General features: G+C 71.9%; 22 protein-coding genes and 3 pseudogenes. 10 read left to right on the forward strand and 15 right to left on the reverse strand.

Annotated elements, in window-relative coordinates; translation table 11 throughout:
* Window positions 1-264: 264 nt before the first annotated feature.
* Window positions 265-930: an RNA polymerase sigma factor ShbA gene (gene shbA / locus AMETH_RS27100; protein WP_026153409.1), complete on the forward strand. Its 666-nt coding sequence runs from the start codon at window positions 265-267 to the stop codon at window positions 928-930.
* Here the strand turns inward: shbA and AMETH_RS27105 are convergent.
* From AMETH_RS27105 to AMETH_RS27120, 4 genes are read right to left on the reverse strand one after another with little or no spacing between them, the layout of a single operon-like run.
* Window positions 927-1,907 (reverse strand): TIGR03557 family F420-dependent LLM class oxidoreductase, encoded by a 981-nt coding sequence (locus AMETH_RS27105; RefSeq protein ID WP_026153410.1) that lies wholly within the window; start codon window positions 1,905-1,907, stop codon window positions 927-929. The two genes, shbA and AMETH_RS27105, sit on opposite strands and share 4 nt — an antisense overlap.
* Window positions 1,886-2,215, reverse strand: coding sequence for a WhiB family transcriptional regulator (locus AMETH_RS27110; RefSeq protein ID WP_017984342.1), 330 nt, complete (start codon window positions 2,213-2,215; stop codon window positions 1,886-1,888). The genes AMETH_RS27105 and AMETH_RS27110 overlap by 22 nt, the downstream gene beginning before the upstream one ends.
* A gap of 60 nt (window positions 2,216-2,275) precedes the next feature.
* On the reverse strand, window positions 2,276-2,767 hold the full coding sequence (locus AMETH_RS27115) for a GNAT family N-acetyltransferase (RefSeq protein ID WP_017984343.1): 492 nt from the start codon (window positions 2,765-2,767) through the stop codon (window positions 2,276-2,278).
* A gap of 32 nt (window positions 2,768-2,799) precedes the next feature.
* Window positions 2,800-3,150: a VOC family protein gene (locus AMETH_RS27120; RefSeq protein ID WP_026153411.1), complete on the reverse strand. Its 351-nt coding sequence runs from the start codon at window positions 3,148-3,150 to the stop codon at window positions 2,800-2,802.
* Window positions 3,151-3,184: 34 nt separating this feature from the next.
* Between AMETH_RS27120 and AMETH_RS27125 the strand changes: the two genes are divergently transcribed.
* Together AMETH_RS27125 and AMETH_RS27130 are read left to right on the forward strand one after the other, a co-directional pair.
* Window positions 3,185-4,339, forward strand: a complete 1,155-nt coding sequence (locus AMETH_RS27125) for a saccharopine dehydrogenase family protein (protein ID WP_017984345.1) — start codon at window positions 3,185-3,187, stop codon at window positions 4,337-4,339.
* Between the two features lie 80 nt (window positions 4,340-4,419).
* Window positions 4,420-5,085, forward strand: coding sequence for a TetR/AcrR family transcriptional regulator (locus tag AMETH_RS27130; RefSeq protein ID WP_017984346.1), 666 nt, complete (start codon window positions 4,420-4,422; stop codon window positions 5,083-5,085).
* A gap of 170 nt (window positions 5,086-5,255) precedes the next feature.
* On the opposite strand, the gene AMETH_RS27135 is transcribed toward AMETH_RS27130, so the two are convergent.
* The gene (locus AMETH_RS27135; RefSeq protein ID WP_020486730.1) at window positions 5,256-5,756 is read right to left on the reverse strand and encodes a metallophosphoesterase family protein; all 501 of its coding nucleotides are present in this window, start codon (window positions 5,754-5,756) and stop codon (window positions 5,256-5,258) included.
* A 96-nt stretch (window positions 5,757-5,852) separates the two neighbouring features.
* Here AMETH_RS27135 and AMETH_RS27140 point away from each other — a divergent pair, with 96 nt between their 5' ends.
* A complete protein-coding gene (locus AMETH_RS27140) occupies window positions 5,853-7,637 on the forward strand; it encodes a VanW family protein (RefSeq protein WP_017984348.1) in 1,785 nt (594 codons plus the stop codon).
* A gap of 54 nt (window positions 7,638-7,691) precedes the next feature.
* On the opposite strand, the gene AMETH_RS27145 is transcribed toward AMETH_RS27140, so the two are convergent.
* On the reverse strand, window positions 7,692-8,414 hold the full coding sequence (locus AMETH_RS27145) for a TetR/AcrR family transcriptional regulator (protein ID WP_026153413.1): 723 nt from the start codon (window positions 8,412-8,414) through the stop codon (window positions 7,692-7,694).
* A gap of 129 nt (window positions 8,415-8,543) precedes the next feature.
* Between AMETH_RS27145 and AMETH_RS27150 the strand changes: the two genes are divergently transcribed.
* Complete coding sequence (locus AMETH_RS27150; RefSeq protein WP_017984350.1) at window positions 8,544-8,732, forward strand: DUF5302 domain-containing protein; 189 nt, start codon at window positions 8,544-8,546, stop codon at window positions 8,730-8,732.
* A 44-nt stretch (window positions 8,733-8,776) separates the two neighbouring features.
* On the opposite strand, the gene AMETH_RS40880 is transcribed toward AMETH_RS27150, so the two are convergent.
* Both AMETH_RS40880 and AMETH_RS40885 read right to left on the reverse strand, forming a co-directional pair.
* The gene (locus tag AMETH_RS40880) at window positions 8,777-9,070 is read right to left on the reverse strand and encodes an MBL fold metallo-hydrolase (protein WP_026153414.1); all 294 of its coding nucleotides are present in this window, start codon (window positions 9,068-9,070) and stop codon (window positions 8,777-8,779) included.
* Between the two features lie 21 nt (window positions 9,071-9,091).
* Window positions 9,092-9,496: an MBL fold metallo-hydrolase gene (locus AMETH_RS40885; protein ID WP_223843261.1), complete on the reverse strand. Its 405-nt coding sequence runs from the start codon at window positions 9,494-9,496 to the stop codon at window positions 9,092-9,094.
* 111 nt (window positions 9,497-9,607) lie between these two features.
* On the opposite strand from AMETH_RS40885, the pseudogene AMETH_RS37370 reads away from it, so the two are divergent.
* Window positions 9,608-10,365: pseudogene (locus AMETH_RS37370) on the forward strand (LysR substrate-binding domain-containing protein); the annotation flags it as partial.
* A gap of 294 nt (window positions 10,366-10,659) precedes the next feature.
* On the opposite strand, the pseudogene AMETH_RS41725 reads toward AMETH_RS37370, so the two are convergent.
* A pseudogene (locus AMETH_RS41725) lies at window positions 10,660-10,743 on the reverse strand (serine hydrolase); the annotation flags it as partial.
* Here AMETH_RS41725 and AMETH_RS40895 point away from each other — a divergent pair.
* A complete protein-coding gene (locus AMETH_RS40895; protein ID WP_223843298.1) occupies window positions 10,742-10,972 on the forward strand; it encodes a hypothetical protein in 231 nt (76 codons plus the stop codon). The pseudogene AMETH_RS41725 and the gene AMETH_RS40895 sit on opposite strands and share 2 nt — an antisense overlap.
* Before the next feature lie 20 nt (window positions 10,973-10,992).
* On the opposite strand, the gene AMETH_RS40900 is transcribed toward AMETH_RS40895, so the two are convergent.
* Both AMETH_RS40900 and AMETH_RS27170 read right to left on the reverse strand, forming a co-directional pair.
* Complete coding sequence (locus AMETH_RS40900; protein WP_223842944.1) at window positions 10,993-11,367, reverse strand: serine hydrolase; 375 nt, start codon at window positions 11,365-11,367, stop codon at window positions 10,993-10,995.
* Window positions 11,364-12,437: a Glu/Leu/Phe/Val family dehydrogenase gene (locus AMETH_RS27170; protein ID WP_026153415.1), complete on the reverse strand. Its 1,074-nt coding sequence runs from the start codon at window positions 12,435-12,437 to the stop codon at window positions 11,364-11,366. Before AMETH_RS27170 ends, AMETH_RS40900 begins: the two co-directional genes overlap by 4 nt.
* 154 nt (window positions 12,438-12,591) lie before the next feature.
* On the opposite strand from AMETH_RS27170, the pseudogene AMETH_RS27175 reads away from it, so the two are divergent.
* Window positions 12,592-13,140: pseudogene (locus AMETH_RS27175) on the forward strand (alpha/beta fold hydrolase).
* Window positions 13,141-13,143: 3 nt separating this feature from the next.
* On the opposite strand, the gene AMETH_RS27180 reads toward AMETH_RS27175, so the two are convergent.
* Both AMETH_RS27180 and AMETH_RS27185 read right to left on the reverse strand, forming a co-directional pair.
* Window positions 13,144-13,893 (reverse strand): tryptophan 2,3-dioxygenase, encoded by a 750-nt coding sequence (locus tag AMETH_RS27180; RefSeq protein WP_017984353.1) that lies wholly within the window; start codon window positions 13,891-13,893, stop codon window positions 13,144-13,146.
* Window positions 13,890-15,242, reverse strand: coding sequence for a TrpB-like pyridoxal phosphate-dependent enzyme (locus AMETH_RS27185; protein WP_017984354.1), 1,353 nt, complete (start codon window positions 15,240-15,242; stop codon window positions 13,890-13,892). Before AMETH_RS27185 ends, AMETH_RS27180 begins: the two co-directional genes overlap by 4 nt.
* A gap of 53 nt (window positions 15,243-15,295) precedes the next feature.
* Between AMETH_RS27185 and mtnA the strand changes: the two genes are divergently transcribed.
* Window positions 15,296-16,279, forward strand: a complete 984-nt coding sequence (mtnA, locus tag AMETH_RS27190) for an S-methyl-5-thioribose-1-phosphate isomerase (RefSeq protein WP_017984355.1) — start codon at window positions 15,296-15,298, stop codon at window positions 16,277-16,279.
* 95 nt (window positions 16,280-16,374) lie between these two features.
* A complete protein-coding gene (locus tag AMETH_RS27195) occupies window positions 16,375-18,288 on the forward strand; it encodes a S53 family peptidase (protein ID WP_026153419.1) in 1,914 nt (637 codons plus the stop codon).
* A gap of 404 nt (window positions 18,289-18,692) precedes the next feature.
* On the opposite strand, the gene AMETH_RS27200 is transcribed toward AMETH_RS27195, so the two are convergent.
* Together AMETH_RS27200 and AMETH_RS27205 are read right to left on the reverse strand one after the other, a co-directional pair.
* Window positions 18,693-19,313 (reverse strand): response regulator, encoded by a 621-nt coding sequence (locus AMETH_RS27200; RefSeq protein WP_017984357.1) that lies wholly within the window; start codon window positions 19,311-19,313, stop codon window positions 18,693-18,695.
* On the reverse strand, window positions 19,310-20,497 hold the full coding sequence (locus AMETH_RS27205) for a GAF domain-containing sensor histidine kinase (RefSeq protein WP_410468242.1): 1,188 nt from the start codon (window positions 20,495-20,497) through the stop codon (window positions 19,310-19,312). The genes AMETH_RS27200 and AMETH_RS27205 overlap by 4 nt, the downstream gene beginning before the upstream one ends.
* Window positions 20,498-20,631: the final 134 nt, after the last annotated feature.

Here is a 20,631-nt window from a genome sequence, read left to right on the forward strand (position 1 = left end):
TGTGTCACTTTGCGCTGGATTGTTCGCGGGTGCTCGGTTCACACACCTGGAGAACTCGATCGAGCGGGCTCTTGCTGCGAATGGGGTATGTCTAGTTGAAATCTGGACTGCCGGGCGACCACCACATACGATTACGCACAGTTCATCGGGAACGGGTCGGCAGGGACCTAGAGGGAGTACCCGTTCACCGACAGTAACAAGAAACGCGGGCCCCCGACGGCGACCGGTCGACGGGTCATCGTTGTTGTCGTTGGGGAGCCGACCATGCGAACGAGTGTCCCGCCTGTCACTGCCGGAAGAGCCGAGCCCGAGGCGCCGGGGCTGACACCCCAGGCCTTTCCTCGGGCATCACAGCGGCTCACGAAGGAAGAACTCGACCCGGTCGTCCGCGAAGCCGCCACCGGCGAACGCGGAGCCGTGGACCGCTTGATCCAGATGATCACCCCGGTCGCCGTCCGGTACTGCCGGGCGCGGCTGGGCGGACGCGATCTGTCCTACCTGTCGGCGGACGACGTCGCGCAGGAGGTCTGCCTGGCCGTCCTGCACGCGCTGCCGCAGTACCAGGACCGGGGCGGATCGTTTCTCTACCTGGTGCACGCCATCGCGTCCAACAAGGTCGCCGACGCCTACCGCCTGGTCTCGCGGGACCGGTCGGACCCGGTCGCCGAGCTGCCGGAACGCCCGCTGGCCGACAACGAGCCGGAGAAACACGCGCTCGACGTCGACCTCGGCGACCGGATGACCAAGCTGCTGGCCACCCTCCCGCAACTGCAGCAGGAGATCCTGACGCTGCGGATCGCCGTCGGCCTGTCGGCGAACGAGACGGCCGAGGCGCTGGGCATCTCGGCAGGCAACGTCCGCGTCACGCAGCACCGCGCCCTCGGCAAGCTGCGCGCCATGATCACTCGCGACGGCGACCTGCTCGACTAGCCGTAGGCCTCGTTCAGGGCGGGCAGGAGTTCGCGCGAGGCGAACTCGAAGAACCCGTCCTGGTGGTCGCCGCCGATCTGGAGAAGCGCCAGATCCGTGAAACCCGCGTCGGCGAAGGCCTGGGCGCTCTTCACGATCGGCTCGGCGTCCGGGCCGCACGGGATGGCCTGTGCGACCTCGCCGGGCGTGATGAACTGGGTCGCGCCGGCGAACCCGGACGTGCCGGGCAGCTCGGCGTTGACCTTCCATCCGCCGCCGAACCAGCGGAACTGCTCGTGCGCCCGCTGCTTGGCCGCCTCCGGGTCGGCGTCCCAGCACACCGGCAGCTGCGCGTACTTGCGGGAGGAGTCCTGCCCCAGCTGGGCGCGCTCCTCGTCCCAGGTGTGCAGCAGCTCCGGCTTCGGCTCGGTGGCGATCAGCGCGTCGGCCACCGGGGCGAAGCGCCGCACCGACTGCTTGCCGGATACGGCCACACCCATCGGCGTGCGCCGCTCCGGCAGGTCCCACAGCTTCGCCGAGTCGACGCGGTAGTGCTGACCCGAATAGTTGACGTACCCGCCGTCGAACAGGTCGCCGATGATCGCGAGAGCCTCGCTCAGCATCTCGTGCCGCACGTTCACCGGCGGCCACCCGCGGCCGACGACGTGCTCGTTCAGGTTTTCCCCAGCCCCGAGCCCGAGCGTGAACCGGTCGCCCGACAGCAGGGAGATGGTCGCCGCCTTCTGCGCCACCACCGCCGGGTGGTACCGCATGAGCGGACAGGTCACGAAGCTCAGCAGCTCGACGCGTTCGGTCACCTGGGTGATCGCACCCAGCACGCTCCACGCGTACGGGGCATGCGCTTGTTCGTCGAGCCAGGGCGAATAGTGGTCACTGCACACCTCGAACGCGAACCCCGCCTGCTCGGCGGCCGCCGCGTGCCGGACCAGCTCCCTCGGCCCAGCCTGTTCGGTCATCAGGGTGTAACCGAAACGCACTCCTGCTCCTTCTCAGCGACGGCCAGCAGCTGCTTGCGCCGCGAGATCATCGCGCGCCGCTCGGTCTCGTCGAGCCCACCCCAGACGCCGAAGGGCTCTTCGGCGGTGAGCGCGTGGTGCCGACATTCGACGATCACCGGGCAGGACATGCAGATCTGCTTCGCCCGAGCCACGCGGTCCGCCCGCGCGAAACCCCGTTCGCCGTCCGGGTGGAAGAACACCGAGCTGTCCAAGTTCCGGCAGTTGCCGTGCCTCTGCCACTCCCACGTTTCGGCAACAGGCACCGGCAGCCGTGACGTGTCCGCCATCTCGACCTCACCTCCGCGACCATCTCAGTTGCGCGCAGGACTACCCCGGTTTTTCGGCCACTACACCTGCCGGCCGAGCGCCAGCCGCTTCTCGAACCAGTGATCGGCGTACAAGCGTTGTTCAGGGGCTTCGATCTCGCGGTAGCCGTGTTTGGCGTAGAGCCCACGAGCCTCCACCAGATCGTGCCGCGTGTCCAGCCTCATCCGCTCGCGACCCAGTGCCTGAGCTGCGGTTTCGGCCGCGCGGAGCAGTTGGTCACCACCTCCCCGGCCGCGTGCTCCGGGAAGGACGAACATCCGGGTCAGCTCGGCGGTCGTGACGTCGAGCACGCGGATGCCCACGCAGCCGGTCACCCCATCGTGCGACCGCGCGAGCAGGAACAGGCCCGTCGGCGGCACGAGGTCGTCGCTCGGGTCGTCGGCCATCGCGGTGTCCAGTTCGGCCACCGTAGCCGGGCGGCCGTAGTAGCGGCTGGCGACGTCGTCGAGGTAGGCGCGCAGGATCGCTTGCGCGGCGGGGTCCGTCACCGGGACCGGGTTGATCGTCCACACGGGTTCATCGTGACGGGACCGTCCAGCGGATTTCAGAGATCGGCGGCGCGCTGGTGCCGGGCCTCGTACAGGCCGACCTCCCCGCCGCCGGGCAGGCGCAGCCGGGTGAGCAGGCCCCAGCCCGCGTCGCTGACCGGCGCGGTGAACTCGACGCCCCGCGCGGTCAGCTCCCGAACCGTCCCTTCCACGTCGTCGCACAGGAAGTACAGCTCGTGCGCCTGCGCGGCGTCCGTCGGGTGGACCGCGATCTCGGCGGGGGGCAGTTTGACGATGAGCCAGCCGCCGCCCGCGTCGACGTGCGGCTGCCCGAGTACGTCACGCAGGAAGGCGCGGTCGGCCTCCGCGTCGTGGCTGTACAGGATCACGTGAGCGCCATTGATCATCCATCGAGCCTAGGCAGCCGTTAGGGTGGCGCGCATGGCTTACGACGTGGTCCTGTTCGGCGCGACCGGCTTCACCGGCCGGCTCACCGCGGAGTACCTGGCCCGGCACGCCCCCGACGACTGCCGGTGGGCGCTCGCCGGCCGCAGCCGCGCCAAGCTCGAAGGCGTACGCGACGGCCTCGGGCCGAAGTTCGCCCAGCTGCCGCTCCTCTACGCCGACGTCACCGACCCGGCGTCGCTGAAAGCGGTTGCCGGGTCCGCGAAGGTCGTGATCACCACGGTCGGCCCGTACGTGCAGTACGGCGAGCCGCTGGTGGCGGCTTGCGCCGAGGCCGGCACCGACTACGTGGACCTGTGCGGGGAGCCCGAGTTCACCGACCTGATGTACGTCCGCCACCACGCCCGCGCCGCCGAAACGGGGGCGCGCATCGTCCATGCGTGCGGCTTCGACTCGATCCCGCACGACCTCGGCGTCTACTACACGGTCAAGCAGCTGCCGGACGACGTGCCCATCCGGGTGCGCGGCCAGGTGCGCGTCGGCGCGACGTTCTCCGGCGGCACCTACGCCTCCGCGCTCGGCGCGGCGTCCCGGCTGCTGCCGATGGCCCAGGCCGCACGGGAACGCCGGAAGGTGCAGCACCGGCCCGAGGGCCGCCGCGTGCGCGCGGTGACCGGCACCCCGCGGCGCGATGGCGAGACCGGCCACTGGCTGGTGCCGCTGCCGACCATCGACCCGCAGATCGTCGTCGGCTCGGCGCGGGAGCTGCCCGAGTACGGGCCCGACTTCACCTACAGCCACTACGCCGCGGTCAAGCACCTGCCGGTGCTGGCGGGCGGGCTCGCCGGGCTGGGCGCGGCGGTCGCGCTCGTGCAGCTGCCGCCGGTGCGCAAGGCGCTGGGCAACCTGCGCAAGCCCGGCGAGGGCCCGAGCGAGCAGCGCCGCGCGAAGTCCTGGTTCAAGGTCCGGTTCGTCGCCGACGGCGGCGGCAAGCGGGTGGTCACCGAGGTCTCCGGCGGCGACCCCGGCTACGACGAGACGGCAAAGATGCTCGCCGAGTCCGCGCTCTGCCTGGCGCACGACGACCTGCCGTCCCGCGCCGGGCAGCTCTCCCCGGCCGCCGCGATGGGCGACGCGCTGCTGACCCGGCTGAAGAACGCGGGGCTGGCGTTCCGCACGTTGCCGTCCTGAACCACCCGGACGGGGGATAGCCAAAACCGAAACCCCGACCTGGCTTAAACACAGTTCAAGTCGAGCCTTACAGTGATCGCATGGCTCGACTGACGCGCGCTGAAAGTCAGGCGCACACGCGCCGCCGCCTGCTGGACACGGCAACGGAGCTGTTCCTGCGCGAGGGCTACACCGGGACCTCGCTGGAGCGGGTGGCCGAGGAGGCGGGCTTCTCGAAGGGCGCCGTCTACTCCAACTTCCGCAACAAGGACGAGCTGTGCCTGGCCGTCCTGGAAGGGGTGCGCGCGGAGAAGGCGGCATCGGTGGACGCGACACTGGCAGGCACCGACAGCCTCGACGAGCTCCTGGCGGCCTTCGCGGTGTGGGCCGCGGGCACCGGCGGCGACCAGGAGTGGATCCGGCTGGAAGCGGAGTACCTGCTCAACTGCCGCCGCGACCCGGAACTCCTCGGGCGGCTGGCCAAGAGCAACGCCGAGATTGCCGACCTGGTGACCGGCCTGCTGAACACCAACGCGCGGCGCCTGGGCGTGCGGCTGCCGATGGACGCCCGGCAGGCGGCGTACGGGTTGTTCAGCATCACCCTGGGGCTGGGCCTGCTGCGCTCCGTGGATCCGGCCATCGGGGTGGAATCGTTCACCTCGATCGTGCGGCTGCTGGCGCAGCCGGCGGAAGTGAAGGTGCCGGAGGCGCGCTCGGCCAGCCACGAACCTGCAGGCGGGGCAGACTCGGCCACGAACCGCGACTGACGACGACCCGCCCAGCCGCTTCGGCGCGACCGCAAGGTCCAGCACCGCGGCATGCCGGATGCGGCCGCACGGCCCGCGGCGCCCCCGCGAAGCGGGCGCGGACACTGCCCGCCCGCCGACGGCCGGCGACGCGACTGCCAGCAGGGCCGGGGCCAGCAGCAGTGCCCGGATCAGCGAGGCGGCAGCGCGTGCAGCTTCACCTGCTCCAACCGCCCCGCGCGCACCCGCGCCGTCAGGTACGTGTGGTCCGGCTGGCGGCGCCGGTCCGTCGGCGAACCGGGGTTGAGCAGGCGCAGGCCGTTGGGCGCCACCGTGTCCCACGGGATGTGGCTGTGCCCGAACACCAGCACGTCCGCATCCGGGTAGTCCCGCGCGCACCGCGCCTCCCGGCCCTTCGCCGGGCCCGTTTCGTGCACCACCGCCAGCCGCAGACCGTCCAAGTCCACCCTGGCCACCTCGGGCAGCCTCGCGCGCAGCTCCGGGCCGTCGTTGTTGCCGTACACGCCGATCAGCCGCCTGCTGCGCTCCTCCAGCTCGTCCAGCAGCGCGACCTCCACCCAGTCGCCCGCGTGCACCACCACGTCGGCACGCCCGGCCTCGCGCCACAGCTGTTCCGGCAGATCATGCGCCCGTTTCGGCACGTGGGTGTCGGACATGACGAGGAGCTGCATGGTCACCGGTGTATCACGCTGGGCCACCCGGAGCAGGGCGCCGATCCCCCCGCCCGTAACCTTCATCCGGGTTGTCCGGATCAGGAGGGGTGAGCCTTGACGCAGGAACCCGCGTGGCCCACGTCCGACGACGAGCGGACCGAGGTCATGGCCCCGGTCACCGACGTGCTGCCGAAGGTGACGCAGGAGCCGCCGCGGCAGAAGAGGTCCGCCAAGCGCGCCGCGATCATCGCCGGGTCGGTGCTCGGCGTGCTGGCCGCGCTCTACGCCGTCGACCTGCTGGTGAGCCAGGGCAACGTGCCCCGCGGCGTCACTGTCGCTGGGGTCGAGGTCGGCGGTCTCAAGCGCACCGCGGCCGAGGACAAGCTGCGGGAGGAGATCGAGCCGCGGCTGACGCAGACGATCCCGGTGCGCGCCGGTGACGCCACCGCGGCGATCGACCCGTCCACCGCGGGCCTCACGCTCGACTGGCCGTCCACTTTGGACCAGGCCGGCGACCAGCCGCTCAACCCGTTCACCCGCATCGCGTCGTTCTTCAGCGACCGCGAGGTCGGCGTGGTCACCCACGCGGACGAGGGCAAGCTCGCCGCGGCCATCGAGGAACTGCGCGCCCGCACGGACCGCCTCCCCGTCGAGGGCACGATCCGGTTCGAGGAGGCCCAGCCGGTCGCGGTGCCGCCGCAGCCCGGCCAGCAGCTCGACGCCGAGGCCGCCAAGAACGAGGTGCTGCGCCACTGGGCGACCGGCCAGACGCTGTCCCTGCCGGTGACGACCACGCCGGTCCAGGTCTCTGCCGAGGCCGTGCAGGCCACGCTGGACGGGTTCGCCAAGCCCGCCGTGTCCGCGCCGCTGGTCATCCGTGGCGAGGGCGCCACCGCGACGCTCGCCCCTGCGGCCGTGGCCGCCGCGTTGTCGTTCGAGCCGGGCGACGGCGGCATCCTGGTCCCGAAGGTCGACCACAACAAGATCGTCGAGGCGGCCGGCCCGCAGCTCAAGTCCTCCGAGAAGGAGGGCAAGGACGCCCAGATCGTGTTCGAGGGCGGCCGTCCCACCGTGCAGCCGTCGGTGGACGGCAAGGGCGTCGACTGGAACCCGACCCTGCAGCCGCTGTTCGACGTGCTCAAGGCGCCGGGCGCGCACGAGCTGGTCGCGAAGTACCACACCACCCCGGCGAAGGTGACCACCGAGCAGGCCAACCAGCTCGGCATCACCGAGGTCATCGGCGAGTTCACCACCGGCGGGTTCGCCCCCGACTCCGGAGTGAACATCCGGACCGTCGCGCAGAAGGTGAACGGCGCGATCGTCAAGCCGGGCGAGACCTTCAGCCTCAACGGGTTCACCGGGCCGCGCGGCAAGGCACAGGGCTACGTCGAGGCCGGCGTGATCGAGAACGGCGCCCCGGCCCGCGAGGTCGGCGGCGGCATCTCGCAGTTCGCCACCACGCTGTACAACGCGGCCTACTTCGCCGGGCTGAAGGACGCCGGGCACAAGGAGCACAGCTACTACATCAGCCGCTACCCCGCCGCGCGGGAGGCGACGGTGTTCCAGAGCGCCAGCGGCAGCAGCGTGATCGACCTGAAGTTCACCAACGACTCCGACACCGGCGTGGCGATCCAGACGATCTGGACGCCGTCGTCGATCACGGTGAAGCTGTGGGGCACCAAGCGGTACACCGTCGAGTCGATCCCGGGGCCGAAGTCGAACTTCGTCCCGCCGCAGGAGAAGCCGGGCCCGGCGGAGAACTGCCACGCCTCCAACGGGGCGCAGGGCTTCACCACCAGCGACACCCGGGTGCTGCGGGACGCGAAGACCGGCCGCGAGGTCAAGCGCGAGACCCGCACCGTCCACTACAACCCGCAGCCGAAGATCGTCTGCCCCTGACGAGGGCGGGAAAACGGGGCCGCACCGATCCGGTGCGGCCCCGTTTCGCGTCGGTCAGGAGCCGCGGTTGATCTCGTCGAGCCGCACCTGAACGCCGTCCAGCACACGGTCCACCGCGTAGTCGAACAGCTCGGCGAAGTAGTCGCGGTTCTTCTCCGGGTCGGCGAGGCGCTCGTGGACCGATTCGCTGAGGGTGGCCAGGCCGGAGAGGTCCGGGTCCACCGGCGGCTCGCCCCACCCGCCGGAGATCTGGGCCTTCACCTCGCTGGCCTTGCGCTGGTCGTCCTCCAGCGAGATGAACAGGCAGGCCTGGCTGACCAGCAGACGGCACACCATGGCGGCCTCGTCCTGCTCGAACCCGGCGCGCAGGAGCGTCCTCATCGCACGGTCCACAGTGGGCCCGCCGGCCTCGACCGAGGGGCCGTTGAGCGCGACCCGGCGCGCCACCCCGGGGTAGCGCATGAACACCAGCCGCAGGTTGGTGAGGAACTGGCGCCACCAGGACCGCCACTCCATCTCGGCTGGCGGCAGCTCGTACATGGCTATGACGCGGTCGACGACCGCGGTCACGACCGTGTCCCGGTCGCCGACGTGGTGGTAGATCACCGCCGGGTAGGCGTCGACCGCGCCGGCGAGCTGGCGCAGCGTCCACGACTCCACCCCATGCCTGGCGGTCAGCTCGAGCGCCGCGTCGATGATGCGATCCGGGGTGACCGCGGGCAACCCCGCCGCGTCACGGGAGCGCGGACGACCGGGCACGGGAGCAGACTTCGCCATGGCGTAACAGTAGCTCCCTCGTGTTGGCGCGCCAGTCAACACCGCCGTGAATCGTGACGGAAACGGCTCGCCAAGGTGGACCGGGCCTGGAAGGCTGGACGGGCAAGCGCGTGACACCCAGGAGGTCGTATGTCCGAGAACAGTTCACCAGGCGAATCGGAAGACGACGTCAAGCGCAGGTTCCGCGAAGCCCTCGAACGCAAGCAGGCGAACGCCCAGTCGTCCGGCAAGCACGACAACGGGGGCGGCAAGGGCGGCCACGTCCACGGACACGGCCCCGCGGCCAGCAAGCGCACCTTCCGCCGCAAGAGCGGCTGACCGGTCGGCGTGGGTGCTCGTCCGGGCACCCACGCCGACCCGGGTCAGAGCGTGAAGGTCCGCAGGTGGCCGAGCACGACGAACCGCGCGGCCGGGGACGTCGCCGCGACCGCGGACCGCAGCGCGTCCAGGCCGCCCCAGTCGCGGGCCGGTTCGGTCAGCGGGTGGTCGATGTCGTCCCAGTGCGTGGGGATCACGTAGGGCGGTTGCCCGAGCACGCGCAGCAGGCGGCCCACGTAGTCGGCGATCTTGCCGCCACCGGCGGGCAGCAGCACCACATCCGGGCGCAGCCCCGCCAGTTCCGATTCGACGTAGTTCGATCCGCCGAAGTCGATCACGCTGCGGCCCCGGGGCGGAGGTCACGTGGTACGCGAGGGTTCCACCCCCCACAAGGTCCTGAATGTATTTCGGTTTTGGTAGGTTGCCGAGCCCGGGACCCGGCCGTGTCCCGGGAACGGCACCGCGGCCCGCGCCCCGGCCGCCGAATGCAGTGAGCCGTCGAAGGTGAGGAACTCGTCGCCGCTCGCGACCGCCAGCTGGTCCTCCGGGGCGCCGAGCGCGGCCATCAGGTTCAGGTGCGTTTCCGTCCCGTACACGGTCGCCCCGGTTTTCCGCGCCAGGTAAGGGACATCGGTCAGGTGGTCGTAGTGGCCGTGGGTCACCAGAATGTGGTCGATGAGTACGGTGTCCACCGACAGCCGGGTCTTCGGGTCCGCCCCCAGGCCCGCCCCGAACACCCCGCGCCTGCTCAGTCGATCAGTCATTCCGCCAGCCCAGCACGGAACTGGTACGACTGTCCAAGACCAGTCCTGGCCTGCCGTGATACGCCCCCGGATATCGTCACAGCGTGCCTGCGCGCGTTGCGCTACTTCGTCGTGGTCGCCGAAGAACTCCACTTCGGACGCGCCGCGGACCGGCTCGGCATCGCCCAGCCGCCACTGGGCCAGCGCATCCGCAGGCTCGAAACCGACCTCGGCGCGCGGCTGTTCGAACGCGACAGCCGTCGCGTCGAACTGACCGAGGCCGGCCAGATCCTGCTCGCCGAATCGCGTGACCTGCTGGCCCGGTGGGAGCGGATGCGCACGCTGGTCGGGAAGGCGCACCGCGGTGAGATCGACGCGCTGCGGGTCGGCGTGCCGCCGGAACTGGCCGGGCGGGTGCTGGCCGAGTTCGGTCGCGCCAGCCCGGACGTGCGGCTGGACCTGCAGGAGCTGACGACGACCGAGCAGGTGCGGCTGCTGGCCGACCGCGAGCTGGACGCCGGCCTGCTGCAGCACCGGTGGACGTCTCGGGGCTGGAGCTGGGTCCGGCGGTGCAGACGCCGCTCGGGGTCGTCCTGCCGCGGGACTCGCCGCTGGCGGCGCGGTCCGAGCCGGCCCTGGGCGACCTGGCCGGGCACGGGCTGGTGCTGTTCCCGCGGGCCGCCGCGCCCGGCCTGTACGACGCCACGCTGCGCACGTGCTGGGAGCAGGGGTTCCGCCCGTCGCACGTGCGGCACGCGCGGAACCCGGAGTTCGTGCTGCGGCTCGTGTTGCCCGGGCAGGGCGTGGCGTTCGACCAGGGTCTGGTGGCGCGCAAGGAGCCGCTCGTGGTGTGGCGGCCGCTGGCGGCGGGGTCGCTGTCGTGGCGGATGTCGGTCGCGTGGCCCGCGGTGAACCCGCATCCGGAGGCCGCGCGGCTGGCGGAGGTCGTCGCGGACGTGCTGGCGCGCGACGGGGTGACCACGCTCGCGCCGGTTCAGGACCGGTGCAGAGGCCGTGGAGCGTGGTGTTCGGGCGGTCGTGAACGATCGCCTCGATCGCGGCCTTCGCGGCCTCGCCGATGGCGTGGTCGACGTCCGGCAGGCGCGATTCCAGCGTCGGGCCTTCGTGAACACCGCGACGGCGTAGCGGGCGCCCCCGGCGACGCCGAGCTCGTCGCGCACCGCGAGCAGGGAGCCGGTCTTGCCCCACACCCGCACCTGGGGCGGGAAGGCGGCGGTGAGGCGGTGCCAGTTGACCTGCTGGCCCATGAGCTGCCGGACCCAGTGGCACGCCTCCGGCGGTGCCCGCGGTGTCGCCGGCGATCGCGGCGAGCAGAGTGGTCATGTCGCGCGGGGTGGTCGCCGAGGTCGGGAGCGGGTCGAGCGCGCGGGTGGCGAAGACCTCCTCGGCGGGCAGGGCCGGGAAGCGGCGGGCGAAGTCGGCGGCGTCGCGGGCGCCGATGTCCTCGGCCATCGTGGCTACGACGTCGCGCGGTGAACCGATGACGCGGGTGTTCGTCAGCCCAGCTCGCGCAGCAGCGAGCGCACGTTGTCCAGGCCGACGCGGTCGAAGAGGAGGTCGGCGGCGGTGTTGTCGCTGACCGAGAGCGCGGAGAACGCCGCGTCGCGCAGGCTCATCTCGACGTCGTCGGCGCAGCCCGCGGTGCCAGTGCCGCTGAGCCGATCAGCCGCGGTGACCCGCAGGCGGTCGGCCGGGTCCAGCTGCCCCGCGGCGACCTGGCGGGCCAGTTCGAGGACGAGCGGGACCTTGACGACGGAGGCGAGCACGACCGGCTCGTCCGGGTGGTGACCGGTCTCGCCGCCGCAGTCGAGGCAGCGGGCGTGCAGCCAACCCCGCACGCCCGCCGCTTCGAAGCTCTTCCCTGGTGTCACACGGTAAGGATGGACCGCAGCCTGCCGACCTCCGACATGCGGCGCTCCGCGAGCCGGTCGGCGGCCGTGGCAGGCGGCACGCCCTCGGCCTTGGCCAGCTCGAACACCGCCTTCGTCGTCTCGAAGATGCCTGCCGCCTTGCGCTTGGCCCGCTCGAAGTCGAAGCCGTGCAGCTCGTCGCTCACCTGGATCACCCCGCCCGCGTTGACGAGGTAGTCCGGCGCGTACAGCACGCCCCGGTCCTCCAGCGACTTCTCGATGCCGGGGTGGGCGAGCTGGTTGTTCGCGGCGCCGCACACGATCTCGGCGCCAAGCTCGGGCACTGTCGTGTCGTTGAGCGCGCCACCGAGCGCGCACGGCGCGAACACGTCCAGCGGCATCCGCAGCAGCGTGGCGTTGTCCTCGACGATCTCGACCGCCGGGTGGGCGGCCTTCACGCGCTCGACCGCCGCCTGCGACACGTCGGTGACCGACACCCGGGCGCCGGCCTCGACGAGGTGCCCGACGAGGAGGTGCCCCACCTTGCCGACGCCGGAGACGCCGACGTGCCGCCCGGCCAGGTCGGGGCTGCCCCACCGGAACTCGGCGGCGGCGCACATGCCTTGGAACACGCCGAACGCGGTCAGCACCGAGGAATCGCCCGCGCCGCCGTCGTCGCGGGAGCGGCCGGTCACGAAGCGGGTCTCGCGGGCGATGACGTCCATGTCGGCGACGTAGGTGCCCACGTCGCAGGCGGTGTAGTACCGCCCGCCGAGCGACTGGACGAACCGGCCGTAGGCCCGCAGCAGCGCCTCGGTCTTGGTGGTCGCCGGGTCGCCGATGATGACGGCCTTGCCACCGCCGAGGTCGAGCCCGGCGAGGGCGTTCTTGTAGGCCATGCCCTTGGACAGCGCGAGGACATCGTCGAGCGCGTCGCTGTCGCGGCTGTAGGGGTAGAAGCGCGTGCCGCCGAGGGCGGGGCCGAGCGCGGTCGAGTAGACGGCGATGATCGCCTTCAGGCCGGTCGCCTGGTCCTGGCAGAACACGACCTGTTCGTGACCGCTTTCGCGGCCGAACACTCCATCCGTCACGGTGGTGACTCCTCATCTGCGACCCGTCCGGCGACGTTCGTGGCGCCGCGGAGGGGTACCGGTTGTGGGTGGAGCTCCCGGGAAGGTCGTTCCCGTCGGCTCCTGAGGAGAAACTTAGCGTTCTTCGGGCGAAAAGCCATGGGACGATCAGACGATGCACGTGCGCACCGGTGGTCGGGACGGACCAACCCTGCTCGCCCTGCACGGCCGCGGCGCGACGGGGGCGGTGTGGAACGGGCTGGTCGAGCGGTGGCCGGGCCGCTGGATCGTGCCGACCTGCCCGGCCACGGCCGGTCGGAACCGCTCCCCCGGTATTCGTTCGGGGCGCTGGCCGCCGCGGTGGCCGAGGTCGTGCCCGCCGGGACCACGGTCGCGGTGCTCGGGCACTCCCTCGGCGGGGTGGTGGCCCTCACCCTGGCGAGCGGTTGGTTCGGGGTGCGGGTGAGCGGGGCTTGCGGACTCGGCATGAAGGTGCGCTGGAGCGACGAGGAGCTGGCGCGGGCCGCCGACCAGGCCACGCATGGACGGGCTGCTGGCCGCCGCGCGGGCGCCGGTGGTTCTCGCGGCGGGTGAGCACGATCCGATGTGCCGTCCCGAGCACCTGCCGGACGGCGCGGTGATCCTGCCCGGGCTGGGGCACAACGCGCACGTCGAGGACCCCGCGGCACTGGACCCGCTGCTGGCCCGCCTGCGCGACGCCTGACCGCTAAAGGTCGGCGCGCACCGCCCACAGGTCCGGGAACAGCGGCTGGAAGAGCGTCCCCCGCAGGTACTTCGCGCCCGACGAGCCGCCCGTGCCCGCCTTGTCGCCGATCGTGCGTTCCACCATCTTCACGTGCCGGTACCGCCACTCCTGCACGCCCTCGTCCAGGTCGACCAGGTGCTCGGCCACCGTCGCCGGGCCGCCGTCGTCCGTGTAGACCCCCAGCAGCAGCTTCCGGCGGTCGCCGTTGACGTCGTAGCCGTGCACCGACAGGAACGTCAGGAACGAGTCGTACAGCGACGGGCGCGCCATCGCCGCCGCGATCCGCTCCCGCGCCGGGCTGTCCTCGGGGTAGTGCGCGACCATCCCCTGGTCGCGACGGCCCAGCACCGCCTCCAGCTCCCGGAACTGCGCCGACTGGAACCCGCTCGCCGCGTCCAGCCGGGTGCGGAAGCTGGTGAACTGGCTCGGCGTCATCGTCTCCAGCACGTCGATCTGCGCGACCACGACCTTGAGGATCGTCAGCACCCGCCGCAGGGTGCGGATCGCGTGCGCGGTGTCGCCGGCTTCGAGCCTGGCCTGCAGGTGCGCCAGCTCGTGCAGCATCTGCTTGAACCACAGCTCGTACACCTGGTGGATGACGATGAACAGCAGCTCGTCGTGTTCCTCCGATCGCGGGTGCTGCGCGGCCAGCAGGTCGTCTAGCGCCAGGTACGACGTGTAGGTCAGCGACGCGTGCTCGGCGGAGGTCACGGCAGCCCTGCCAGCGAGTCGGCGAGCGCGGACTCGGGCAGCTCGTTGTCGGTCATCCGCCCGGACAGGAACGCGGCGTAGGCGGGCAGGTCGAGGTGCGCGTGCCCGCACAACGCGGTCAGGATCACCTTCTCCTCCCCGGTCTCCTTGCAGCGCAACGCTTCCTGGATGCACGCCGCGAGCGCGTGCGTCGGCTCCGGCGCCGGGATGATGCCCTCGGCGCGGGCGAACCGCACCCCGGCGGCGAAGCACTCCTGCTGCCCGACCGCGAGCGCCTCGATCAGGCCCAGCTCGTAGATGTGCGACAGCAGCGGCGACATCCCGTGGTAGCGCAGGCCGCCGGCGTGGATCGGATCCGGGATGAAGTCGTGGCCCAGCGTGTGCATCTTCAGCAGCGGCGTCAGCCCGGCGGTGTCGCCGAAGTCGTAGGCGTAGCGGCCGCGGGTCAGCGACGGGCACGCGGCCGGCTCGACCGCGCGGATCACCGGGTCAATCCGCCCGGCCAGCTTCTCCCGCAGGAACGGGAACGCCAGCCCGCCGAAGTTGGACCCGCCGCCGGTGCAGCCGACGATCACGTCCGGCGTGTCCCCGGCCTGCGCGAACTGCAGCAGCGCCTCCTCGCCGATCACGGTCTGGTGCAGCAGGACGTGGTTGAGCACGCTGCCCAGCGCGTACCGGGTGTCCGGGTCGGCGGCCGCCTGCTCGACGGCCTCGCTGATCGCGATGCCCAGGCTGCCGGTCGAGTCCGGGTCGGACTCCAGCACGGCGCGCCCGGCCGCGGTCTCCTTCGACGGGCTCGGGTGCACCGTGGCGCCGAAGGTCTCCATCATGATCTTGCGGTAGGGCTTCTGGTCGTAGGAGGCCCGCACCTGCCAGACCTCGCACTCCAGCCCGAAGGTCGCGGACGCGAACGCCAGCGCGCTGCCCCACTGCCCGGCGCCGGTCTCGGTGGTCAGCCGCCGGATGTCCTCCGCCGCGTTGTAGAACGCCTGCGGCACGGCGGTGTTCGGTTTGTGCGAGCCGACCGGGCTGACGCCTTCGTACTTGTAGTAGATGCGGGCCGGCGTGCCGAGCGCCTTCTCCAGGCGCCGCGCCCGGTACAACGGCGAGGGCCGCCACAGCCGGTAGACGTCCAGCACCTCGCCGGGGATGTCGACAAAGCGATCTTGAGTGACCTCCTGGGCGATGATCGCCTGCGGGAACAGCGGCGCGAGGTCGTCCGGCCCGACCGGCTCCCGCGTGCCGGGGTGCAGCGGCGGTGGCGGCGGCTCCGGCAGGTCGGGGATCACGTTGTACCAGGTCGTGGGCAGATCCGATTCGTCGAGCAGGTACTTCGTGCGACCGGTCATCGGATGCACCTCCCTCGTGGCGGCTCCCCCAGCTTGGCTCCCGATGGCGTTCAATGGAAGACGTGCGCAGGACCATCGACTGGGTGAACGGTGCGGTCGAGATCATCGACCAGGTAGCCCTGCCGGGCGAGTACCGGACGCTGCGGCTGACCACGGTAGATGAGCTGATCGACGCCATCCGGAGGCTGGCCGTGCGCGGCGCGCCCGCCCTCGGCGGAGCCGGGGCGCTGGGCACGGCGCTGGCGGCCTTCGCCCACGACGACCCGGCGGCCGTGCGCGGGGACGCGGAGCGGCTGGCCGCTGCCCGGCCCACCGCGGTCAACCTGAGCTGGGGCGTGTCCCGCGCGCTGGCCCGGCTCGGCGACGGTGCCGACGCCGTCCTCGCCGAGGCGCTCGCCCTGCTCGACGAGGACGAGCGGCTCAACCACGAGGCCTCCGCCCGCGCCGCCGAGCTCATCCTGGAGAAGTGCCCGCGCCGCCCGTTGCGCCTGCTCACGCACTGCAACGCCGGACGGCTGGCGACGGTCGGCTGGGGCACCGCACTCGGCGTGGTGTGGCACCTGCAGGCCGCCGGGCACCTGGAGTACGTGCTCGCCGACGAAACCCGCCCGCTGCTGCAGGGCGCACGGCTGACGGCGTGGGAACTCGCCGAGGCGGGCGTGCCCTACCAGGTCCTGCCGGACGCCGCGGCGGCCGCCGCGATGGCGCGCGGGATGGTCGACTGCGTCGTGGTGGGCGCGGACCGGATCGCGGTCAACGGCGATGTGGCGAACAAGATCGGCACCTACGGCCTGGCGATCGCCGCCGCGCGGCACGAGCTGCCGTTCGTCGTCGTGGCGCCGTCGTCCACAGTGGACCCGGACTTGACATCGGGTGAATCCATCGTCATCGAAGAACGGGCGCCGGAGGAAATCGCCACCATTTCCGGCATTCCGGTCGCACCGCCCGGGACGAACGTTTTCAACCCGGCGTTCGACGTGACTCCGGCGGAGCTGATCACCGCCGTGGTAACCGAAAAGGGCCCGATGGCACCCTGAATTCCGTTTGCCGGATTCCCTACTTCCTTCGGTAACCTGGTAACGAATTCGCGGACGCGCTGGCTTTTCCCGGGCGCGGTTCTAGTGTCTGCGCAATGCGAAGAGCATTGACTGTTGTCGCGGCGCTGGCGCTGGCCGGTGGTGTGCTCGTTCCGGGCGCCGCCGCGCAGGGGCGCGCGGTGATCCCGCTGTCCCACCCGCTGTGGGCGACCCCGCAGGCCAAGGTCGCCGATTCCGCCCCGTCCGCGAAGCTCAGCTTCCGGGTGTACCTGACCATGCGCGACCAGGCCGGCGCGGACGCCACCGCCCGCGCCGTGTCCGACCCGTCCAGTTCGTCGTTCCGCCGGTACCTGACGCCGGACCAGGTGCGCGACCGGTTCGCCGCGACCGACGCGACGCTCGGCGCGGTGCGGAACTGGTTGTCCGGCAGCGGGTTCAGCATCGGCGAGGTCCCCGCCAACCGGGCCTACGTCGAGGCGACCGGCACCACCGGCCAGGTCGAGCAGGCGTTCGGCGTGGACCTGGCGCGCTACCGCGTCGACGGGCAGGTGCTGCGGGCCGCGGATCGCGAACTGTCGGTGCCGGCCGCGCTGGCCGGGGACGTGCTCGGCGTGATCGGCGTCGACCAAGCCGGCGCGCTGATGAAGCCGGACACCACGGACGGATCGCCCGCGGACGTGCCGCCGTCGGACGGTTTCCGCAACGCCCCGCCGTGCAGCGCGTACTACCGCGAGAAGATCGACACCACCGACCCGGCGTACCGCGGGCAGCAGCGGCCGTACGCGCCGTGTGGCTACACGCCCGCGCAGCTGCGGTCGGCCTACGGGCTGGACAAGGTCCGCTCCGACGGCAGCGGCACCACGGTGGCCATTGTGGACGCCTTCGCCTCCCCCACGCTGTACACCGACGCCGCCGAGTACGCCAGGCGGAACGATCCGGCGCACCCGCTGCGGCGGTCCCAGTTCGCGGAGAAGGTGTTCCCCGCCAACGTCGACCAGGAGCCGCCGGACCAGTGCGACGCGGCAGGCTGGTACGGCGAGCAGACGCTGGACGTCGAGGCCGTGCACGCGATGGCGCCCGGCGCGAAGGTCCTGTACGTCGGCGGGTCCGACTGCCAGGACGCCTCGCTCGACGAGGCCCTGAACTGGATCGTCGCCGGGCACGAGGCGGACATCATCTCCAACTCCTACGGCGACGCGGGCGAGGACATTCCGGCCGCCGAGGTGCGGGTGTGGACGCAGATCGCGCAGCAGGCGGCGATGGAGGGCATCGGCGTCTACTTCTCCTCCGGCGACAACGGTGACGAGGCCGCCCGGCTGGGCGGCCCGTCGGCGGACTTCCCGGCGTCGGACGCGTGGGTGACCGCGGTCGGCGGGACGAGCCTCGCGGTCGGCAACGACGGCCGGACGCTGTTCGAAACCGGCTGGGAGACCGGCAAGAGCACGCTGACCGGCGGGACGTACGGCCCCGCCGCGTACACGTCCGGTTCCGGCGGCGGCACCAGCGTGCTGTTCGACGAGCCGTTCTACCAGCGGGGTGTCGTGCCGGACGCGCTCGCGGCGCAGAACCAGCACGGCAAGGCGAAGGGCCGCGTGGTGCCCGACATCTCCGCGGTGGGCGACCCGAACACCGGTTTCCTGGTCGGGCAGACGCAGACCTTCCCCGACGGCGTGTACTACGACCAGTACCGGATCGGCGGCACCAGCCTGTCGTCGCCGCTGCTGGCCGGGATCATGGCGGTGTCGGACAGCCTGTCCGGGTTCCACCACGGGTTCGTCAACCCGGTCATCTACCGGGCGGGCGGCACGCCGGCGATCAAGGACGTGCGCCACGTGGACGGCGCGGTGATGCGGGTCGACTACGCCAACTCGGTGGACGCGAGCGGCGGCCTGATCACCTCGGCGCGTGAGCTGGACTGGCCGGGCCTGACCATCCACACGACGCCCGGGTACGACAACGTGACCGGGCTGGGCGCGCCGAACGGCCTGGCGTTCCTGCTCCTGCCCTAGCGGTGCCCGTGGCGGCCACCGGAAGGCGGTGGCCGCCACGGTCATCTCCGCTGGGTGGGACTACCGGGGAGCAGTTCGAGGCTGAGCCCCAGGAACCCGCCGCCGGGGTCGAGGCGGTGGCCCGGCAGCTCGGGGGTGCCCGGCGAGGTGAGCCGGTTCGCGGGCGGGTCGCTGCCGGTCTACGCGTGCCGCGATGACCTGGTGGTCCTCAAGCTGCGTCCGCCTGTCCAGCCCGTGAGCTGTCCCGGAAGGGCAACTCGGCGCCCCCCACAGCCAACTCGGCGCCCGGGATGGCAAACACGGCGCGCGCAGGGGCAAACACGCGGCGGGCCGGGTTCACCGAGGCGACGAACTTCGTCAAGTTCTACCGCCGCCTGACCGCCGCCACCCCGCGCGGCGCCTGCTCACAGCAGCCCGGCCTCGGACGCCTTCCCGATCGCCTCCACGCGGTTGCGCGCCCCGAGCTTGTGCAGCGCGGACTGCAGGTACGTCTTCACCGTGTTCCGCGTCAGCCCGGTCGTCTCCGCGATCTCCGGGTTCGTCTGGCCCTGCGCGGCCAGCCGCAGGACCTCGTACTCCCGCCGGGTCAGGCCGCTGCGCGCCAGCGCGTCCGAGCGCGACGAGTGGTCCGGCAGGATCCGCGGGTCGACCACGCGCTCCCCGCGCAGCACCCGCCGCAGCGCGGACACCAGGTCGGTGCCCGCCACGTCCTTCAACAGGCACCCGTTGGCGCCCGCGTCGAGCGCGGCCAGCAGCCCCTGGTGGTCGCCGTGCGCGGTGAACACCACGATGCGCCCCGCGGGGTGCACCTGGCGGAGCCCGGCGATCACCTCCGGCGCCAGCATGTCCGGCAGCCGCAGGTCGAGCAGGATCAGGTCGGGCCGCAGCTCGCCGACCCGCAGCAACGCCACCCGCCCGGACTCCGCGCTGCCGATCAGCTTCAGCGACGGCTCGGCCCGCAGCAGCAGGGTGACCCCGTCGCGGACCACGGGATGGTCGTCGACCACCAGCACCGTCGCCGTCATGGCACTTCGGGCACCCAGGCCCGCAGTGTGCAGCCGCCGTCCTCGTCGCGGACCAGGCTCACCCGCCCGCCCAGCCGCGCGGCCCGCTCCGCCAGCGAGCGCAGGCCCATCCCGGTGCCGGGCGAGTCCTCGGCGTCCTCGCCGCTGCCGTCGTCGGCGACCACGACCTGCACGCCTCCCCCGCTCGGCCCGAGGCTCACCACGACCGAGCAGGCACGCGCGTGCTTCTCGACGTTGAGCAGCCCCTCCCGCACCGCGCACACCAGCAACGACGTGCGCTCGGCGTCCAGTGGCCGCACGGGCGCGAGCTGCACGAACCGGGCCGGCAGCCCGCAGCGCGCCTCGAACGAGCGGCAGTGCTCGGCCAGCTCGACCGGCAGCGCCCGTTCCGGCGTGGACTCCGACAGCGACAGCAACGACTCCCGCAGCGCCCGCGACGCCGCCGACACGTCGCCTTCCAGGCGGCACAGCCGGCCCTCCAGCACCGGGTCGCCTGCCACGTCCTGGTGCAGGTTCCGCACCTGCACGCCGATCGAGAACAGCAGGGCCCCGACCGAATCGTGCAGCGCGCTCTGCATCCGGCGCCGCTCGGCGGAGATCGCGTCGGCACGGTCGGACTCGGCGACGCCGGCCAGTTTGAGCGCGAACGCGGCCTGGTCGGCGATGCCCTCCAGCCGCCGCACCGCGTCGTCGCCGAAGTCGGCGGGCTCGCGCATCGCGGCGTAGGCGATGGCCAGCGTCTCCGGTTTGCCACGCACCCGGCTGATGATCGGAACGGTCAGCAACGCGGCGAGCCCCTCGCCCGCGACCTGCGCGTCGAACTGGTGCGTGATGGTCGGCGCCCGCAGGTAGTCCGACACCTTCACCGGTTTGCCGGACGCTAGTACCCGGCCGCCGACGCCCTGGCCGGTGGGCACCACGAGGTTCTGGATCGCGTCGGTGCGGTTCCCGGCCATCCACCGGATGACGGCCGTGCCGGGTCGCTCCAGCTCACCCACGAACGCGGCGTGCACGCCCAGTGACTCCCGGATGAGGTGCGCCGTGCCCTGCAGGGCTATCACCCGGTCGAGGGTCCCGAGCAGACCTTCGCGCTCGCGCAGCAGTTCGTCGAGCACGTTGCTGTGCTCGACGGCACGATCCGCGGCGACGCGCTGCTCTGCGGTCACGCGCCCACGATCGCACATCGGATCCGATCCGGACATCCCCTCCTGGAGAGGGCACGGTTGGGCAAAAGTCCGGCATACCTCTCCAAGTGGGGGTGTCGGACCGGCGAGGGCCGATCAAGGATTGCCGCCACCGAGAGTGACGCCCGTCACGC

Origin of the sequence: Amycolatopsis methanolica 239, assembly GCF_000739085.1 — a bacterium.
Taxonomy (GTDB): Bacteria; Actinomycetota; Actinomycetes; order Mycobacteriales; family Pseudonocardiaceae; genus Amycolatopsis_E; species Amycolatopsis_E methanolica.

Bases quoted from the DNA above. Each gene is read 5' to 3' on its own strand.
- shbA (WP_026153409.1), top strand. From the start codon at position 265: ATGCGAACGAGTGTCCCGCCTGTCACTGCCGGAAGAGCCGAGCCCGAG.
- AMETH_RS27110 (WP_017984342.1), bottom strand. From the start codon at position 2,215: ATGGCGGACACGTCACGGCTGCCGGTGCCTGTTGCCGAAACGTGGGAG.
- AMETH_RS27120 (WP_026153411.1), bottom strand. From the start codon at position 3,150: ATGATCAATGGCGCTCACGTGATCCTGTACAGCCACGACGCGGAGGCC.
- AMETH_RS27125 (WP_017984345.1), top strand. From the start codon at position 3,185: ATGGCTTACGACGTGGTCCTGTTCGGCGCGACCGGCTTCACCGGCCGG.
- AMETH_RS27130 (WP_017984346.1), top strand. From the start codon at position 4,420: ATGGCTCGACTGACGCGCGCTGAAAGTCAGGCGCACACGCGCCGCCGC.
- AMETH_RS27135 (WP_020486730.1), bottom strand. From the start codon at position 5,756: ATGCAGCTCCTCGTCATGTCCGACACCCACGTGCCGAAACGGGCGCAT.
- AMETH_RS27145 (WP_026153413.1), bottom strand. From the start codon at position 8,414: ATGGCGAAGTCTGCTCCCGTGCCCGGTCGTCCGCGCTCCCGTGACGCG.
- AMETH_RS27150 (WP_017984350.1), top strand. From the start codon at position 8,544: ATGTCCGAGAACAGTTCACCAGGCGAATCGGAAGACGACGTCAAGCGC.
- AMETH_RS40885 (WP_223843261.1), bottom strand. From the start codon at position 9,496: ATGACTGATCGACTGAGCAGGCGCGGGGTGTTCGGGGCGGGCCTGGGG.
- AMETH_RS40895 (WP_223843298.1), top strand. From the start codon at position 10,742: ATGAGCTGCCGGACCCAGTGGCACGCCTCCGGCGGTGCCCGCGGTGTC.
- AMETH_RS27185 (WP_017984354.1), bottom strand. From the start codon at position 15,242: ATGACCGGTCGCACGAAGTACCTGCTCGACGAATCGGATCTGCCCACG.
- mtnA (WP_017984355.1), top strand. From the start codon at position 15,296: ATGGAAGACGTGCGCAGGACCATCGACTGGGTGAACGGTGCGGTCGAG.
- AMETH_RS27195 (WP_026153419.1), top strand. From the start codon at position 16,375: ATGCGAAGAGCATTGACTGTTGTCGCGGCGCTGGCGCTGGCCGGTGGT.
- AMETH_RS27200 (WP_017984357.1), bottom strand. From the start codon at position 19,313: ATGACGGCGACGGTGCTGGTGGTCGACGACCATCCCGTGGTCCGCGAC.
- AMETH_RS27205 (WP_410468242.1), bottom strand. From the start codon at position 20,497: ATGTGCGATCGTGGGCGCGTGACCGCAGAGCAGCGCGTCGCCGCGGAT.